The sequence below is a fragment of the Prochlorococcus sp. MIT2308 genome, from assembly GCF_059772345.1.
In genome coordinates this window covers 202,310-219,011 of record NZ_CM186283.1, presented here as the reverse complement: position 1 = coordinate 219,011, position 16,702 = coordinate 202,310, and the positions used below count along the sequence as shown (strand labels likewise).

The 16,702-nt window shown below is 32.8% G+C and carries 19 protein-coding genes; 13 read left to right on the top strand and 6 right to left on the bottom strand.

The genetic code is table 11. The features are described from left to right. Nucleotides 1–10: 10 nt before the first annotated feature. The gene (locus AC6EIW_RS01125; RefSeq protein WP_498520803.1) at nt 11–736 is read right to left on the bottom strand and encodes an AhpC/TSA family protein; all 726 of its coding nucleotides are present in this window, start codon (nt 734–736) and stop codon (nt 11–13) included. Between the two features lie 249 nt (nt 737–985). Here AC6EIW_RS01125 and AC6EIW_RS01120 point away from each other — a divergent pair, with 249 nt between their 5' ends. After that, nucleotides 986–2,044: a chlorophyll a/b binding light-harvesting protein gene (locus tag AC6EIW_RS01120; RefSeq protein WP_269605384.1), complete on the top strand. Its 1,059-nt coding sequence runs from the start codon at nt 986–988 to the stop codon at nt 2,042–2,044. Between the two features lie 273 nt (nt 2,045–2,317). Further along, nucleotides 2,318–2,914 carry a Crp/Fnr family transcriptional regulator gene (locus AC6EIW_RS01115; RefSeq protein ID WP_498462599.1) on the top strand — a complete coding sequence of 199 codons (597 nt, stop codon included), beginning with the start codon at nt 2,318–2,320 and terminating at the stop codon, nt 2,912–2,914. Between the two features lie 311 nt (nt 2,915–3,225). Here AC6EIW_RS01115 and AC6EIW_RS01110 read toward each other — a convergent pair whose 3' ends face one another. After that, the gene (locus AC6EIW_RS01110) at nt 3,226–3,777 is read right to left on the bottom strand and encodes a ferritin (RefSeq protein WP_498520802.1); all 552 of its coding nucleotides are present in this window, start codon (nt 3,775–3,777) and stop codon (nt 3,226–3,228) included. A gap of 169 nt (nt 3,778–3,946) precedes the next feature. Continuing rightward, on the bottom strand, nt 3,947–5,005 hold the full coding sequence (locus AC6EIW_RS01105; protein WP_498520801.1) for an ABC transporter ATP-binding protein: 1,059 nt from the start codon (nt 5,003–5,005) through the stop codon (nt 3,947–3,949). Nucleotides 5,006–5,198: 193 nt separating this feature from the next. Between AC6EIW_RS01105 and nth the strand changes: the two genes are divergently transcribed. The 3 genes from nth (at nt 5,199) to AC6EIW_RS01090 (ending at nt 6,823) form a co-directional block, all read left to right on the top strand. After that, nucleotides 5,199–5,852: an endonuclease III gene (nth, locus tag AC6EIW_RS01100; protein WP_498520800.1), complete on the top strand. Its 654-nt coding sequence runs from the start codon at nt 5,199–5,201 to the stop codon at nt 5,850–5,852. 77 nt (nt 5,853–5,929) lie between these two features. Beyond that, nucleotides 5,930–6,598: an SDR family oxidoreductase gene (locus AC6EIW_RS01095; protein ID WP_498520799.1), complete on the top strand. Its 669-nt coding sequence runs from the start codon at nt 5,930–5,932 to the stop codon at nt 6,596–6,598. Nucleotides 6,599–6,619: 21 nt separating this feature from the next. After that, on the top strand, nt 6,620–6,823 hold the full coding sequence (locus AC6EIW_RS01090) for a hypothetical protein (protein WP_498520798.1): 204 nt from the start codon (nt 6,620–6,622) through the stop codon (nt 6,821–6,823). Nucleotides 6,824–6,831: 8 nt separating this feature from the next. Here the strand turns inward: AC6EIW_RS01090 and AC6EIW_RS01085 are convergent, their stop codons facing one another. Together AC6EIW_RS01085 and AC6EIW_RS01080 are read right to left on the bottom strand one after the other, a co-directional pair. Beyond that, the gene (locus AC6EIW_RS01085; RefSeq protein ID WP_498520797.1) at nt 6,832–7,719 is read right to left on the bottom strand and encodes a GNAT family N-acetyltransferase; all 888 of its coding nucleotides are present in this window, start codon (nt 7,717–7,719) and stop codon (nt 6,832–6,834) included. 462 nt (nt 7,720–8,181) lie between these two features. Next, on the bottom strand, nt 8,182–8,301 hold the full coding sequence (locus AC6EIW_RS01080) for a PCC domain-containing protein (protein ID WP_498521594.1): 120 nt from the start codon (nt 8,299–8,301) through the stop codon (nt 8,182–8,184). Nucleotides 8,302–8,670: 369 nt separating this feature from the next. Between AC6EIW_RS01080 and pgsA the strand changes: the two genes are divergently transcribed. Next, complete coding sequence (gene pgsA, locus AC6EIW_RS01075) at nt 8,671–9,243, top strand: CDP-diacylglycerol--glycerol-3-phosphate 3-phosphatidyltransferase (RefSeq protein ID WP_498520796.1); 573 nt, start codon at nt 8,671–8,673, stop codon at nt 9,241–9,243. Here the strand turns inward: pgsA and AC6EIW_RS01070 are convergent. Beyond that, on the bottom strand, nt 9,215–10,132 hold the full coding sequence (locus tag AC6EIW_RS01070; RefSeq protein WP_498520795.1) for an NAD-dependent epimerase/dehydratase family protein: 918 nt from the start codon (nt 10,130–10,132) through the stop codon (nt 9,215–9,217). The two genes, pgsA and AC6EIW_RS01070, sit on opposite strands and share 29 nt — an antisense overlap. Nucleotides 10,133–10,225: 93 nt before the next feature. Here AC6EIW_RS01070 and hisA point away from each other — a divergent pair, with 93 nt between their 5' ends. The 7 genes from hisA (at nt 10,226) to AC6EIW_RS01035 (ending at nt 16,666) form a co-directional block, all read left to right on the top strand. Continuing rightward, complete coding sequence (hisA, locus tag AC6EIW_RS01065; RefSeq protein ID WP_498520794.1) at nt 10,226–10,996, top strand: 1-(5-phosphoribosyl)-5-[(5-phosphoribosylamino)methylideneamino]imidazole-4-carboxamide isomerase; 771 nt, start codon at nt 10,226–10,228, stop codon at nt 10,994–10,996. A 127-nt stretch (nt 10,997–11,123) separates the two neighbouring features. Beyond that, nucleotides 11,124–12,725, top strand: a complete 1,602-nt coding sequence (locus AC6EIW_RS01060; RefSeq protein ID WP_498520793.1) for a DUF3685 domain-containing protein — start codon at nt 11,124–11,126, stop codon at nt 12,723–12,725. A gap of 69 nt (nt 12,726–12,794) precedes the next feature. After that, entirely contained in the window at nt 12,795–13,352 is a 558-nt protein-coding gene (locus AC6EIW_RS01055; protein ID WP_498520792.1) for a thylakoid membrane photosystem I accumulation factor, read from the top strand. A gap of 56 nt (nt 13,353–13,408) precedes the next feature. Further along, nucleotides 13,409–14,575, top strand: coding sequence for a hypothetical protein (locus AC6EIW_RS01050; RefSeq protein ID WP_498520791.1), 1,167 nt, complete (start codon nt 13,409–13,411; stop codon nt 14,573–14,575). Nucleotides 14,576–14,595: 20 nt separating this feature from the next. Then, a complete protein-coding gene (locus AC6EIW_RS01045) occupies nt 14,596–15,633 on the top strand; it encodes a hypothetical protein (RefSeq protein ID WP_498520790.1) in 1,038 nt (345 codons plus the stop codon). Beyond that, the gene (gene ruvX, locus AC6EIW_RS01040; RefSeq protein WP_498520789.1) at nt 15,630–16,064 is read left to right on the top strand and encodes a Holliday junction resolvase RuvX; all 435 of its coding nucleotides are present in this window, start codon (nt 15,630–15,632) and stop codon (nt 16,062–16,064) included. Before AC6EIW_RS01045 ends, ruvX begins: the two co-directional genes overlap by 4 nt. Before the next feature lie 65 nt (nt 16,065–16,129). Beyond that, nucleotides 16,130–16,666, top strand: coding sequence for a DUF3727 domain-containing protein (locus AC6EIW_RS01035; RefSeq protein ID WP_498462584.1), 537 nt, complete (start codon nt 16,130–16,132; stop codon nt 16,664–16,666). The last annotated feature ends 36 nt before the right edge of the window (nt 16,667–16,702 follow it).

Genomic DNA, 16,702 nt, shown 5'->3' with positions numbered 1-16,702 from the left:
GTTTTTTTTTTTAAGTCAAATTTTTATCTAAGAATGATAATGGCGAATTCATATTACTTGAATAGCCTAATAAACTCTCAGATACAAAGTTATATATAATCTCATCTTTTTCATTGAAAAATATTGTTGCCCCTCTCTGTGTTAAAAAAGACGGGTCAGGAACGTATATATTCCAATTTGAAAGAATTTCAACCATATTCATAAGTCGCCTGGTGGCAAGCTCAAAAGGACGTAAATTTTGTTTTTTAGAAAAGATATCAAACATTTTGCCTTTAAATAAATAAAAAGGTCCTATTTTTATATCCTCATCATAGTTAAATAAGCTCTTAGAATTTCTATCACCCAAGTAACCTCTTAAAACCTCCTTAATTGTACCTTTGGAATTTATACCAGCACACATGATCAATAAATTAATTATTGAAGGAAGTTGCGAGACAAATCCAACATTGAGATTTAGTTTTTTATGAAGGTCTGCATTCCTTAAGGCAATAACATTTTCAGTATCTATCTTATTGAACCTACAAAAAAACTCTTTAGACTTTTCACTACCAATACCAACCAACATTAAATCAACCGAATTCTCATTCAGTCTCTTTACTTGACCAGATAATTGTTGCGCATATTCAAAACTGTCAAAATCAGCAAAAGAGCCTAGTAAAACTATAAGGGTTTTTCTTTTATCGAGAAAAATATTTTCACTTTCAAGAAACTCTTCGATGATATTTTTGTAATTCATGGATTTGTCTTTGTTTTCAAAATAACAAAGTTTGAAGGTTAAACATGAAATTTAACCTTCACTATAGGCAAACATCATAGTGACTATAGGGACTTTGCATACAAAATCGACCCATAACACGAAGATCATATTAAGTAGCAGATGTTCTTGAAATATGTACAAAACCTACAATTTCAATAAGCAATGTGAAGGGATATGGAACTTAAAGACCTATAAATATATCCTCTTACTGTTCTTTGTTTATTTCTCGTGCAGACCTACGGGAATCCTAGCGTTACCTATGACTGGTACGCGGGTAATTCAGGGACGGCCAATCGCTCCGGAAAATTCATCGCTGCGCATGCTGCCCATGCTGGTTTGATGATGTTCTGGGCAGGTGCGTTCACTTTATTTGAGCTAGCTCGTTATGACTCATCCGTCGCGATGGGTAATCAAAACTTGATTTGCTTGCCTCACCTTGCACAACTTGGAATAGGTGGAATCGAAAACGGAGTAATAACTGAGCCTTATGGTTGCACAGTTATTGCTGTACTTCACCTGATTTTCTCTGGTGTTCTTGGTGCTGGTGGAATTCTTCACTCAACAAGATATGACGGTGATTTAGGAAATTATCCTGAAGGAAGTCGTCCTAAAAAGTTTGACTTCGAGTGGGACGATCCAGACAAACTTACATTTATTCTTGGTCACCACCTTATTTTCCTAGGTTTGGCAAACATTCAATTCGTTGAATGGGCTCAATATCATGGTATTTGGGATACTGCTTTAGGAGCTACTCGTACAGTTTCTTACAACCTAGATTTGGGAATGATCTGGAATCACCAAGCTGATTTCCTTCAAATCACAAGTCTAGAAGATGTTATGGGTGGCCATGCTTTCCTAGCATTTTTCCAAATAATTGGTGGTGCATTCCACATCATCACTAAGCAATTTGGTGAGTACACAGAATTCAAAGGTAAAGGACTTCTTTCAGCAGAAGCAGTTCTTTCTTACTCACTAGCTGGTGTTGGCTACTGTGCTCTTGTTGCAGCTTTCTGGAGTTCAACAAACACAACAGTTTATTCAACAGAATTTTTTGGAGATGTACTTCAACTGAAGTTTGATTTCGCTCCTTATTTTGTTGACACCGACGCATCACTTGCAACTGGGGCTCATACAGCAAGAGCTTGGTTGGCAAACGTTCACTTCTATCTTGGCTTCTTCTTCATACAGGGACATCTCTGGCATGCATTAAGAGCTATGGGATTTGACTTCAGACGTGTTGGTAAAGCGTTCGACAATATGGAAAACGCAAAAATTACTAATGGCTAATCATTGATTTGATTTCATTAACGAAAAAAGACCCGCAAGCGGGTCTTTTTTTTATGCAATCTGGTAGTAGAAATAAATACAAGCCTCATCACACTTATGTCACAATTGACTAACTGAAGACTAAAAAAGTGAAAAATTAACTTCGTTTTGATGTGACTTTTTATACATACAGTCACGAAAACTCGCAAGAGCTTGTTGCTATTGAGAATCGGTTGCAAAAAGCATCTTTTCCTGTGTAAGTTAGGTATCAATTCAAGCTCCTTTAAAAATTCAATGAGCTTTAGAAGCTACTCAGAGCCACCATCATCAGCGGTTAGGATGGCTACCGGTCAATCGGTGCTTATAGACCCATCCTCAAGAAGAGGAGATACATGCCTAGAAGTTATAGACGGTATAGCTCGTGTTTACTGTCCTTGCGAAGAGACAGAAGGAATGACTCTGGCTTTCTTACAGTCAGGTGACCAATTAAGAACTGACCGTTTATGCAGTGAAGGAGTATGCGTGGAAGCTTTAACCCCTCTTTGCTTTATTAGTGACGCTGAAACATCAACAGAATCAGGAGGTTATGATCCAGTTAATGAGTGGACTCTGCAACTACTCAGAATTAGACACTTAGGTAATGCTGAACAAAGACTTCAAGCCTTGTTTGCTTTACTAGTTAATCGACTAGGAAGAAGATGTGGAGACTGGTGCAAGTTACCTTTCAGGCTTACACATGAAAGAATTGGAGAATTAATTGGATCTACCAGAGTCACTTCTACTCGTTTAATCTCAAGGCTTAGAACTGCTGAATTACTAAAAGCACCATCAGGTGATCCAACACTAAGTCTTTCGCCAGAGTTTATTGAGACAGCACCTTTAACTGCTTAGATATAATGAATCAATATTTATACTCTTATTCTGAGTCTATTGTTCTATCACTTTGCAAAGAGATAGAGTTTATAAGAAGTAGATCAAAAAATATAAACAACTCTCTAAAAACTTGTCACAACAAAATTCTCTCAAGAAGGTTAATTTTGGAACTTGAGAAGTTGAACAAAAATAGATTAAAAATTTTAAAAATTTCTGAAAATATGTTCAAAAAAAATTCAAATGATTTATCTTTTCAATTTTTGTTAGAAATAACAAAAAGGTCAGATTTGATTCAACAAATATGAAACTAGAAGATAAGTTTATTTAGTTTATTTTACATTTAATTCATTATCAATAATGAACAATGCAGAAGGATCATTGTTAGAGAATTTGACTTTACCTAGCAAATAAGCCATTTCATCTTCTGATTTAATTTGTTCTTCTATTACAGGATCAAGGAATACAGTTGTACGAGTATCATTAGATCTCTCAGCTAAAGAATAAAGTTGTTGAACAGAGGTTGTTACGTCAGCCTCCATTTGGAAAGACAAAGTTACTAATTCTTCAACAGTGTTCCATTCTTGTATTGGCTTAGTCACTTCTTCAAGTTCAACAGTTTGACCACGAGCAATCATATATTTGGCGAAGTTAAATCCATGCTCTTGCTCAGATAGAGACTCTCTTTTAAAAAATGAAGCAAACCCTCTAAGTTCTCTCTCAAGGAACCAAAGGGACATAGCAAGATATTGTGCACTTGAAACCCTTTCAAGAGAGGTATGTTGACAAAGAGCCTCAAGAAGATCAACATCCATCGGCTGCGCAATGGCACGACCGGAAGGACCCACGCGAAGACCTAGTGAACTGGATGTAGCTGCTTGCATCACAAAAAAGCAAAGTCAGGAGACAAAAAATTAATTTTTCCCCAAATAAATGATAGCTCCTTTTGTATCATTTTGTTGTCACTAATATAAAATTTAATTTTTTATTATTTGATAATGAATCTCAATTGCGAAAAAAGTTTGAATGTAATCATCCGAATATTAAATCTATTTAGAAATTAGATTTAATATTTTCTGGAAGAATTAAAAAATTTTTTTCATGAATTGTTTCAACTTTGCATTTATCTCCAATAGATAAATATACATCCAAGCTCATTTCCGACCTTAACTTTAGACCATTACTAATCACAGTATAGACAAAACAATTGATACGATATTCTCTTGATATAACGGTAAAAACACCATTGATGCAAGCTTTAATTCTGATAGAATTTTGATCGAAGACACAAACTGAATTTAATGAGATCGATGTATCCGAAGGAAAATTCAATTTACCAATACATGTAGAATAGGAATCATCAAAGTATCGAATTGGCAAGATATTTTTTTGCAATACAAACTGTGCTACAAAATCATTTGATGGACTTGAAACCATCTCAAGGGGTGTTGCGTATTGTTGAATTTCACCATTTCTTAATACAGCAACACGATCACAAATAGCCAATGCTTCATGTGGGTCATGAGTTACTAAAAGCGCAGATGCTGAGCAGGATTTTAAAACAGAAGATAGTTCTGACCTCAATCTAGATCTAACTTCAACATCTAAAGAACAAAAAGGTTCATCCAACAAAACCAAAGAAGTACCAGGAGCTAGGGCACGAGCCAACGCAACTCTTTGACTCTGCCCACCAGAGAGTTCGTGTGGATATCTTTTTTTAAACTCATAAATATCCAATAAATTTAATAGCCAGTTGGCCCTTTTAATAGATTGTTCTTTCTTGTTAATGCCAAAGCAAACATTATCCCAAACATTTAAATGAGGGAAAAGCGCATAGTCTTGAAAAACCATACCTATTTGTCTTCTCTCAGGAGAAAGGACATACTGGTTAGTTGATATTGTTTGCCCATTTTTTTTTATTGATCCGCGTCTAGGCTTATCAAAACCTGCTATCAATCTAAGAAGGGTAGTTTTTCCACAGCCCGAGGGACCTAACAATCCAATCATTTCTCCAGGTCTCAGAGATAAATTAATATCTTTTAAAACCCAATTATCATTTTTATCAGGTTTAAACTCATGCCATAAATTTTGAATTTCTAATTCAGTATTCACCAAAACTATTTTTTGTCTATTCTATTCATAAGAAAACTATTAAAAACAAACTGACCACAAAAGGAAAAATTATTGAACAAAAAATATAGGGCCAAGTATAAAATGATACTTATTTTCTCTTATCAGAGTCTGCGGCTTCGATCCAAAGGTTTTTAATTAGTTAACTTTAAAACACAATTTTATTAATACTGCCATGAGAAAAGATGAAAGGGTAAAAATAATAATTAAGAGACTTGAAGAATTATATCCTGAAACACCTATACCCTTAGATCATCGAAATGGTTTCACACTACTCGTAGCAGTTGTATTAAGTGCACAATCAACCGACAAGAAAGTCAATGAATTAACTAAAGATCTTTTCAAGGTTGCCAGCTCTGCTGAAGAAATGTATAAATTAGGTGAACAGAAAATATATAATTATATAAAACAACTAGGTCTTGCAAAAACCAAAGCAAAAAATACTTATAACTTATCAAAGATTATTTATGAAAACTTCGATAATAGAGTTCCAAATTCATTTCAGGAACTTGAATCACTACCTGGTGTTGGGCATAAGACAGCTAGTGTTGTTATGTCTCAAGTCTTTAATGTCCCATCATTTCCTGTCGATACACATATACACAGATTATCTCAGCGTTGGGGATTAACCTCAGGTAAAAATGTTATCCAAACCGAAATGGATCTTAAAAAATTATTTCCAAAGAATCTTTGGAATAAGTTACATTTACAAATTATTTTTTACGGAAGAGAATATTGCTCAGCGAGAGGATGTAACGGTAAAATCTGTAACTTGTGCAGGGAACTTTACCCAAATAGAAAGAAACCAATTATTTGTTCAAAGGCTTAATAATTATCTATTAATTTTACTATCTCAACAAAAAGGACTATTTCTTGCTAGAAACATATCAAAGAAATTCAATTCAAATGAAATTAGCCATAACAGGAGCTTCAGGTAAAACAGGTTTTAGAGTGGCAGAGGAAGCAATATCATCTGGATATCAGGTGAGATTAATAGTTAGATCTCAATCTGAAATACCTGAATCAATAGAAGGTTGTGAAAGGTACGTTTTATCTGACACTAATGGAATCACACTTGATTATGCATTACAAGGTTGTGAAAGTCTTGTTATCGCAACAGGTGCGAGGCCATCTATAGATTTAACAGGTCCAGCAAAAGTAGATTACTTAAATATCAAAAAACAAATTGAAAGCTGCAAGAGGCAAAAGTTAAGACGGGTTGTTCTTGTTAGTTCACTTTGTGCAGGCAAATTGATACACCCTCTAAATTTATTTGGTCTCATACTTATATGGAAAAAATTAGGTGAAAGATCTCTACAAAAAAGTGGGCTAGATTGGACTGTTATACGACCTGGAGGCTTGAATGAGAATGAAACTAATTTAAAAAATCAGAACATTTTGTTTTCTGGTGAAAAAACTCAAGAAGAAGGCTCGATTCCCAGAAGACTAGTTGCCAAAGTATGTATTGAAGCTTTAAAAACAAAAGATTCAATAGAAAAAATCATAGAGATTACTAGTAGCGAAGAGAATCCCAAAACAAATATGAGTAAGGCAATAAAGACGTTTAATATTTAGCTATCAAAACCTAAATTCACCATGAACACCAACGCTAAAATTGATGCGTTGCAGCTAATGCTAACTGATCTAAGAACAAGGAACGAATCAATAAGACATAAAGCTGCTTTCAGAGGTTGCCAACCAGAATTCCAATCATTAGTTACGGCACTTATTGATCAATTGGAAACACAATTGAATGAAGAGAAGCAAATTCACAGAGGAAAATCAAACACTATTGGATAAAAAAAGTCTTAACCTAACTCCAAACAAGCCAAACCATATACATCGCTCATTGAAACAGGAGGTTGAGAACCTCTATACATCCTGAAAGTTTCAGATTCTGATTTAAAACCTAAATTTTCAAATACTTCAGAAGCTGACTTATTTAGTCCAGGTGAATCGATAATTACTAAACCAGGATGACTCTCTATTAATTTCTTCAACAAAATTCTTAAGAGGTCAGGAGTATCAGCCATTAAAGGACCAATTCTCCATCCAACTCCATTTTGCAAAAGACATGGTCTGATTCGACCAAAACCATGACATTGTTTTTCTTTATCAATAACTGCTATTACTTTTCCAGCTGGATGATTAAGCCAATTTGATAAAAAATGAGGTCTAGGAGTTGTTTCTCTTTTTTCGTCGAATTTCTCTACGGCATCTTGTGGAATTAAGGAACCTTCAACAAAACTAAAATGATCTAAATCACCATTCCTATAACTATCTTCAAGTAATTTACCGTCACCCAACCATTGCCATCTGGTTGTTTTCGAGGAAATTGTAAAGCCCCATTTTGAATAATCAGCGATTCTCTCTGGAGCCGCCTCTAGACCAACACAAGGTAAATCACTTAAATGACTTAAAGCCTTTTTCCAAAGCTGGACACCAAAACCTCTACCCCTATACTTCTCAATTACCAGAAACAATCCAAGGAATCCATAATCTTGATTATATCTAACACCAGCAATGCACCCAATAGGATTGCCATTCAACCAACCAACCCAAAGTCCCTGTTTGTCTGTATTTTGATAAATACCTAAATCACCAACTCCTGGTGCAAAACCTTCCTTTCTAGATATTTCAGTAACAAAATCAATATCTGAATTACATAAAGGTTTAATAGACAAAAGATCGCCCATAAAATATATTTTTCTAATAATAATAAATCTAATGTAATTAGATAATAAATCTATAAATATGAGCAAAAAAACATCTAATTAGAAATATATATAATATCTATAAATAAAAAAATATTTAAAATAATAAAGAAATATTGAATAAAGATTTACAATAAAATTAGGAAATAATTTTCAACAAATCGCCTCTTACAGACATGTTTGAAAGTTCAGAATAACCACCAATAAACTGATTATCTATAAATATTTGTGGGTAAAATGAAATAGATTTTTTTATTACAAATATTTTGTATTGTTGATCTTTGTAATTACATAAGAGTTGTATTTTATACTAAAAAGTCTAGAAGCTTAAGAGCTCTCTCTGACCAAGGACAATCAGGAAGGAAATAAATATCAACTCTTGTAGGATTATATTTTGAACTATTGATGTCTTGCTAAGATCAGACATGTCTCCAATCAAGAAATTTAAGATTTGAGAACAATTGTTCCAGGGGGCAAGTGCCCACCAAATACACTACAATTTTCATCAGACACACTTATGTGAAGATGAGACTTGGATAATCTTACATAACCACTTAAGGTTATTATCTCTAACTTCTTTTCAAAAAGTACCGGTTAATAATTAAAAGGTCATTTTAATGAAACTCTTGAAAGATCACAAACAGAGTTTATTAAAAAGAATGTATTATTATGTCTTCAATGCAACTAAATTAATGAATTATAAATATCTACTTCTTTAGAAAAATTATAAAAATAATGTTGCATAATATTTATGTTATTCTTGATCTAATTTTCTCACGATAAATGCCATTGCTCCTAATGATAAAAAAAACATAAAAATAAGAAATGTAGTCATGGCTCTACTATATCGATAGCCAGTATAATACAATAGAGTCTAAGCAAGTCATACTTAAGGATTTTTAAATAAACCTAATTCCCAATATTCAAAATAGAATGGACAAGAAAATTATTAATTTCAAAAGATTTATCACTTGGCCCATAATCATAAATGGACTGACAATTTCAAGGTTATTGCTAGGATTACCAATAATTATTTCACTTAAAAGTGGTAATAATTATATCTTTATTCTTCTAATTCTTATAGCGGGTCTCACTGATTTTCTTGACGGTTATTTTGCACGTAAATATGATCACAAATCTGTTTTTGGCGCGAAGTTAGATCCTCTAGCAGACAAGATACTTCTAATTGGACCAATGATATGGTTGGTCCATGAGGGTCTAGTACCATTATGGACTATATGGTTAATAATATCTAGAGAACTTTTAATAACTAGTTGGCGTTCCGATAAAACCTCAGGTGCTCCAGCCTCAATTCAAGGTAAATATAAAACCACATTTCAATTTACCAGTATAATCCTATTACTATGGCCAAAAAGTTGGGGTACAGTTTATATCCTATATATTATTAATACAATTGGCTATATTTTATTTTGGATAGCATTATTTCTTACTTTAAGCTCTGCCATAAAGTATGTTGTCAATCAAAAAGAAGTTCATCAGAACTAAAATCAACTTCTTCATTATTAGCTAAAAGATAATCATTCTTATAGCTATCAATTAAACCATTTAACAAATCGAATTTAGGCTCCCAAGATAAATCTTTTTTTATTTTAGAAGTGTCCGTAAAGAAATTAGTTAATCTTAGAGGAAAAAGTTTTCTCGCCTTAGGATCAAGTTTTGAAGGATCAAAAGAACGTAAATGAAAATCATCGACTTTATTTCCGGTAGCTTTAATTGCTGTTTCAATTAAACCTTTGAAAGTTACGGCCTTACTTCCTGAACAATTATAAATTTGATTAATCGCTTTATCTGTCTCAAGAGATTTAGAAATAGCTTCGGCCAAATCAGAAACATGTCCTAATTGCGTGATAATTTGACCATCAAAAGGAACAGGAATAGATCGGCCATAAGTTATTCGATCAAAAAACCATTTTTCAATAGGGTTGTAGTTACCCGGGCCATATATATATGTTGGACGAAAACTCGTAAAAGGAATACCTTCAATCTTAAGCCAATGCTCTGTTTTTGCTTTACCTATATGACGACTTTCAAGATCTATTAAACTCTCTTCACTAACAGGAAATAATTGTGTGTTGTCATATACTCCTGCAGAACTTATATAGATAAATCTAAAACCAGGAAGGCCAGAAAATTTAAGAAATCTTTGTGTATCCTCCAACTTGCGTCCAGAACTGTCAACAATAAGGTCAAAAGAATGACCAGATAGTTTTTTTAAATCCTCATCATCTGACCTGTCCCCCCTTATGTGATTTATATTTTTTGGTACAGGTAGATTTCCACGCGTAAAAACAAATATCTCATGTCCTTTTGATAGAAGGCTAGAGACAAGAGCTTTTCCAACAAACCTAGTTCCACCGAAAAAAAGAACTTTCAAGATACATTATTAAAAAAATTATATTAAAGCCTATAGATAATCTCCCAGAGCTACATAAATGATGTTAGATGAATAGTAATAATTTTATTCTTGATGGAAATCATACCTGCAATAGATCTACTGAATGGAAAATGTGTTCGGCTAAATCAAGGAAATTACAATCAAGTTACTAAGTTCAATAGTGATCCAGTAAGACAAGCTCAGGCTTGGGAAAGCCAGGGAGCAAAACGACTACATCTTGTAGATCTTGATGGGGCCAGGACTGGTGAACCCATAAATGATCGAACAATAAAAGAAATAAAAAAATCCATTACGATACCCATTCAGCTTGGTGGTGGTATCAGGAGCATTAATAGAGCAAAAGAATTATTTGGGATAGGGATAGACAGAGTTATTTTAGGTACAATTGCGATAGAGAACCTGAATTTAGTTAAAGATCTATCTAGAGAATATCCAAAAAAAGTTGCAGTAGGGATTGATGCTAAAGAGGGAATGGTAGCTACTCGAGGTTGGCTAAAACAAAGCGAAATATCTTCTTTAGCCTTAGCTAAACAACTTAACGATCTTGAATTAGCTGCAATCATATCAACCGATATTGCAACTGATGGCACTCTAGAAGGACCAAATATAAAAGCCTTAAGTGAAATAGCTGAGGCAAGTATTAATCCAGTAATTGCCTCAGGAGGGGTAGGTTCAATAGCTGATTTAATTTCCCTTGCAGATTTAGAGAATGAAGGTATTGAAGGAATAATCGTAGGCAGAGCACTATATGACGGCTCAATAGATTTAAAAGAGGCAATACTAACATTAAAAAATCTTCTTATTCAAGATTCATTAAATGATAAAGATAAATTTCTTGTCTAACATTTAAAAAAATTATTGGTCCTTTCGATTTATTTAATAGGACTGGAACTATTCTTAAATCAAGTTATCTTAAAAAGGACAGGCTCTTAAATTTAAATTGATCGAAGGAAGACCAAAACAAATTTTAATGATAGCGCCTTCACTTCTGGGCGAATCTTTGGCTTTGCAACTAACATCGCAGGATAATAATTTAGAAATAATCCTAGACAAAAAAGATATAATTGGATTCCCAAAACTTATTCTATTTTGCCTTGAAGAAGTAGAACTCTCAAACTCAATCAAACTAGAAATCTTTAAGTTAAAAGAAAAATGGGATCAAGCTCCTATTTTAATTGTAATACCAAAAAACATTAAATTATCATCTGCAGATTTGATGACTTTTGGTAGTGAAGGAATTATTCAAGATCCTACTATTGAACTTTTAAGAGATACAATCAATATTTTACTTGGAGGAGGAAGAGTATTTAAAATCAATAATGAATCGAATTACAATGCAGACTCAATTTCTAATTCATATGGATTAGGACATTGGTTATTAACTAGTGGTATATCACAAATAAATAAAGATCTACACACGATAAACCAGATGATAGCTAACAAATCAATAAATACATTTTATCTTTTAATATTAATAGGTAGAAGAAGGGAGCTATTAACAGCGAAGAGATTAATCATCTGGTTATGGGGGCCTCTAGAGGTATTAATAGAGTCTCCAATCAAAACTAATAGCAAGAAAAATATAAATCTAATTAATAAATATAGTACTGACATAACAATTAAAAACCCCTCAACTAATGAGTTATGGAATGCAATACACAAGCGGGTAAAGGAGAGACTTCAAGGTGACCTGACTAATTCTACAGATGAACTAACAGCTCTTTATTCGTTAAATAAAAGCAAAAGAACTAATCTTTTGAAAACTCTTTTACAAGAATTTTCAATTGTTATCAAAAAACTTGATTCTAAAAATAATCTTAAAGAAGAACTTGAAGAGATTTTAGAATCTATCACTCCTGAATTACGCTCTAATACATTACGCAATTTCATTGATTCATATGATCGTCTTCATAAGAATGGTGATGATGTTTTCATTTCGGACTTTCTAGTAAATAATACAGAGCTTGGAATACTTGATGATGAACTACCTTCAATTGCTTTAATAATAGATCCAATATTAAATAATAAGCCGATGCTTATCGATGGAGAGTATTTATCAATAGAAGACCCTCGATCTATTATTCAACTAGAAACTTTGATTCTAAATTGGATATTCAGGACAGCTGAAATAGTTAGTGAAGAAATTATATCTTCATGTTCTGAATGGCCAGAATTGCGTAAATACTTTTTAAATAAGGAATTGGTTTCAACAAGAGAACTCGAACGTAAAAGAAATCATATCAATACAAATAATCAACTTCAAAGTCTATTCAAAAAGCCAGTTAGATTATACGAAAGCAAAAGATTATATTATACAGTAAAAAATAATAAGATTGAAAAGATTATCATACTTGAACCTAGAGATGATGAATTAAAGAAATTAGACTGGGCCCAAAGACAAATAGCATTTATAATAGAGCTAAGAGATGCATTGGCTCCACAAGTACAAGCAATAATTCAATACTTAGGTGATTTAATAGTTCTAATTCTCACAAAAGTTGTTGGAAGATCTATTGGTTTAATTGGTAGAGGTATAGCTCAAGGTATGGGGAGAAACCTATCTAAAGGATAATTTATTTATTAATAAATATAGCTATATTAGCTTTAAGACTTTAGAATTTAAATAACATATTACTTTACATTGACATTGTTAAGAATATTCTACTCACTGCTAATACTTTTTTTTCTATTTGTAAATCCAGTATATTCTGCGAGGGATACTGATAGTTATGATGGAAATATATATCCAATTTATGCTGGTAACGGATCATTAGTTCCACCATCAAGCACATTATCAGAATCATTAAAGAACGAAAGAACAAGTGTTTTAGTTTTCTATCTAGACGATAGTGCTGTTAGTAAACAATATGCACCAGTAGTCTCAGGTATTAAATTATTGTGGAGTTCATCTGTTGATTTAATTCCTCTATCAATTGACGAATTAGACAATGATGATCAAAAAACTTTCAAGGATCCTGGTTATTACTGGCATGGAAAGATACCTCAAACTGTGATTATTGACGGAAAAGGTAATGTTCTCCTAGACGAAGAAGGGCAAGTTTCGTTCGAAGACATTAACGATGCAATAACCAGAGGGACAGGTCTAAAGAAACCTGATTTTGATCTAACAGTCAAAAGCTTTAACGAATATAATAGCGAGCCTTCTAAAGATGGTTACACCAGTCCTAGAGGCAGCTAAAATGAAATAGGGTAACTAAATATAATATTTAAATTATCAAATATCTTTTTTAAAAAATGTTATCAAACTATCTTTTTCTCATAATAATAACTTTTCTTTTGATCGAAATAAATCATTATTTCAGACAAAATTCGCCCTTAGTTCTTAAGCCCAAAGAATTCAAAAGAATCATACAAGCTTCTACTCAGAAATATATTGCCTGGGTTGAGATTAAGAATTTGCATAAAAGAATGGAGGTTATGATTCCTTCTTTAAAAGTAAATCCTCAATTAATAGGTATATCAAAAACCGAAATACTAAAGATTAATACAAATATCACACCTCTTCACCCTGATGAAGAAGACGAGAAAAAAAATGACTACTGGTCTGCATATATAATAAAAAGTCAAAAATCAACATTTATCAGAATTGAAGTTGAATTTGAGATTGAGAATTCGGCAATAGAGAATCTCAAATGTTTATGGATTGATATTGAATGGGGTAATTATGGACCATTCGGTTTTTTTAAAAAATATGATGGTTTCGTCTTACCTAATTATATAGAGTCACATAAAGAAATTTCCTCTAATAGTAATTTAGTTGATCCAATTAAAACTCATATCCTTGGTACTTTAGATGATCCTATAAGCATATTAAAATCCTATATACCTAAAAATTACCTAGCCACAGATATTCTTACAATTGGAGAATCACCCTTAGCGATTATGCAAGGGAAATATATAGACTATAGAAACGTAAATGCAAGTCTGCTTTCAAGGTTACTTTGCAAAGGATTTCATCCAACAAGCAGCTTAGCAAGTGCATGCGGAATGCAAACCCTAATAAATATTTCTAGTCCAACTCGGATAATAATTTCGTGGTTAATAGCAGGAATATTAAAACTTTTTGGCGTTAAAGGTATGTTTTATCGTTTAGCAGGTGAGCAAGCAAGATTGATTGATGACATTACTGGTACTACACCACCCTATGATAAAAGTATAGTTTTAGGACCTAAAGATACAAAGACCTTTTGTATCGAAGCCTCAAAAGAATTATGCATTGATGTGGCTGTTGTAGATGTAAATGATCTAGGAAGAGTTAAAGTCTTATCAACAAATAATATTGAAAATACTAAAATAATCAAAAAAGCACTAACATCCAATCCAGCTGGCAATGCTAACCAACAAACTCCAATAGTAATGATCAGAACAGATAAAATAATTTCGAAGTCACATGATAATTAAAAATATAATAAAATAATTAAATGCAAAAAGATGAAGCTTTACCTTCAGATTTATTAATCGAGCCACTTCAGCTCAAGCATTTATCAATGCTTAAGAAAGAAAACAATTCTAAGTACCTCGGTGTATTTCAAATACTATTGTGCAAAAAATGGTTTTCTTTATTAGAATCAAATCTCACAAATTTAATACCAACTAGAAACTCAAAATGCATTGTTGCAGTTGAAAGAAACAATATAATTGCATATATTTTAGCAACTCCAATCAACAGAAGAGGTACATGTTGGTCTATTTCAGAACCATACTTTATCGGAGAATCAATATCATATAGCCGTTATAATTTATTGCAGAATCTACTACGAAAAGTTCTCTATGAATGCAATATTAATACACAAAGTTTTTTGATTTCTATAAATTCAAATGACAATCAGAATTTATCAGTAATAAGACAATCGGGATTTCAGCCGTTAAGAATAATAAATTATTGGAAGAAAAAAGAAAGTATAAAATACCAAAAGAACGAAACCATAGATAATTTTATCTGGGAAAAACTAACAGAAGAGAATAGTCAACAAATATGGAGACTTGAACAAGCCAGAGAGTCAATCAACTTTCGTTCAATATTTGATAGGCAATGGCAAGATATTTACGAAAAAAGGAATAATTTAACATGTGTTATTAAGTCTAAAGAAAATAATGTTATCGCGGGATTAATACCATCTATTTGCCCTAAATATGAATATACACTAGAATTGATTAGAGGGTTAGCATGGGATGAAAGACTCAATCAATCAATTCCACAAAGAATTAATAATATAAAAATTGGCAAAAATAAATGTTATATAGAAACAACAAGTGAAGATAAAAAGTTAATTGAAATATTAAGTAGAAGCAGTTGGGAAATAACAGAAGAGCGGGTCCTTCTTGGAAGAAGTGTATGGAAGAGACAAAATGGATACAAATTAAAGTCTCTAGAAACTGAGCTAATAAATAGTCTTGTTGGAAATTTACAACAACAACCTGAACTACCCTCAACCATTCAAATTGGAAAAAACAAATGATTCAGCCAAACCCTTGTTCGGTTTTAAGTCTTGATATTGGAAATAAAAGAATAGGTGTTGCGGGTTGTGATTCACTTGGGATATCAATAACTCATCTCCCTGCAATTTTCAGAAGAAGCTTTGAAGAGGATCTTACAGAATTCTCAAAGATATGCTCCAGCCGAAAAGTTGAAGGTCTCATTATTGGGAATCCTCTTGATATGCACGGCAAAGAGACTAATCAGTCTTTTCGATGTAAAAAATATGGGATTAAATTAGCGAAATGCCTAAAACTTCCCGTAGCTTTTATAAATGAACATTGCTCAACCGTCGAGGCTAAAGAGAAATTCTCTATAAAATCAGACAAGACAGGGAGAATAGACAGTGCTGCTGCCGCTATACTTTTACAACAATGGCTTATTGAGGGACCTGATCTAGATGACTCAAATTAAATTTTGAATATGATGTAAAAAACACTATCAAATAAAACTAAATACTGACTAATAAAAACTCACCTATGTCAACCACAAATAAAAACGACGAAGTACCTACACTTTTAGTTAAAGATTCTCAAGGTTCGGATCTCTTATGTTTTCTTGAACAAGTAGTTCCTCTAGAAGGTAATGAATATGCACTGTTAACACCTGTAGACACTCCGGTATCTCTCTTTCAATTAATTGATGATCAAGATCCAAAGCTAATCGAGACAATTGAAAAGAATGAACCAATACTCGAGGTGGCTGATGTTGTCCTTCAAGAACATGATCTTAGACTTGTTCGCTCAGCTATCACCCTTACAGTCTCAGGCGAACTAGATGAGCCAGAACCAGAAGAAATTGAAGAAGAGGACATTGATGATGAGTCAGAAACCTATGAACTTCTTGTAAATTTTAGAGTGGACAACAATGAATATGGTCTATATATACCGCTTGATCCTTTCTTCATAGTTGGGAAACTAGAAGAGGGTGAAATAAAGCTTGTTGAAGGCGAAGAGTTTGACAAGATACAATCTGGAATTGAAGCTGAACTTGAGGAGAGGGGATTATCAGAATAAAAATACAAAAATTACTTAAACCCCATTGGAAAGTAA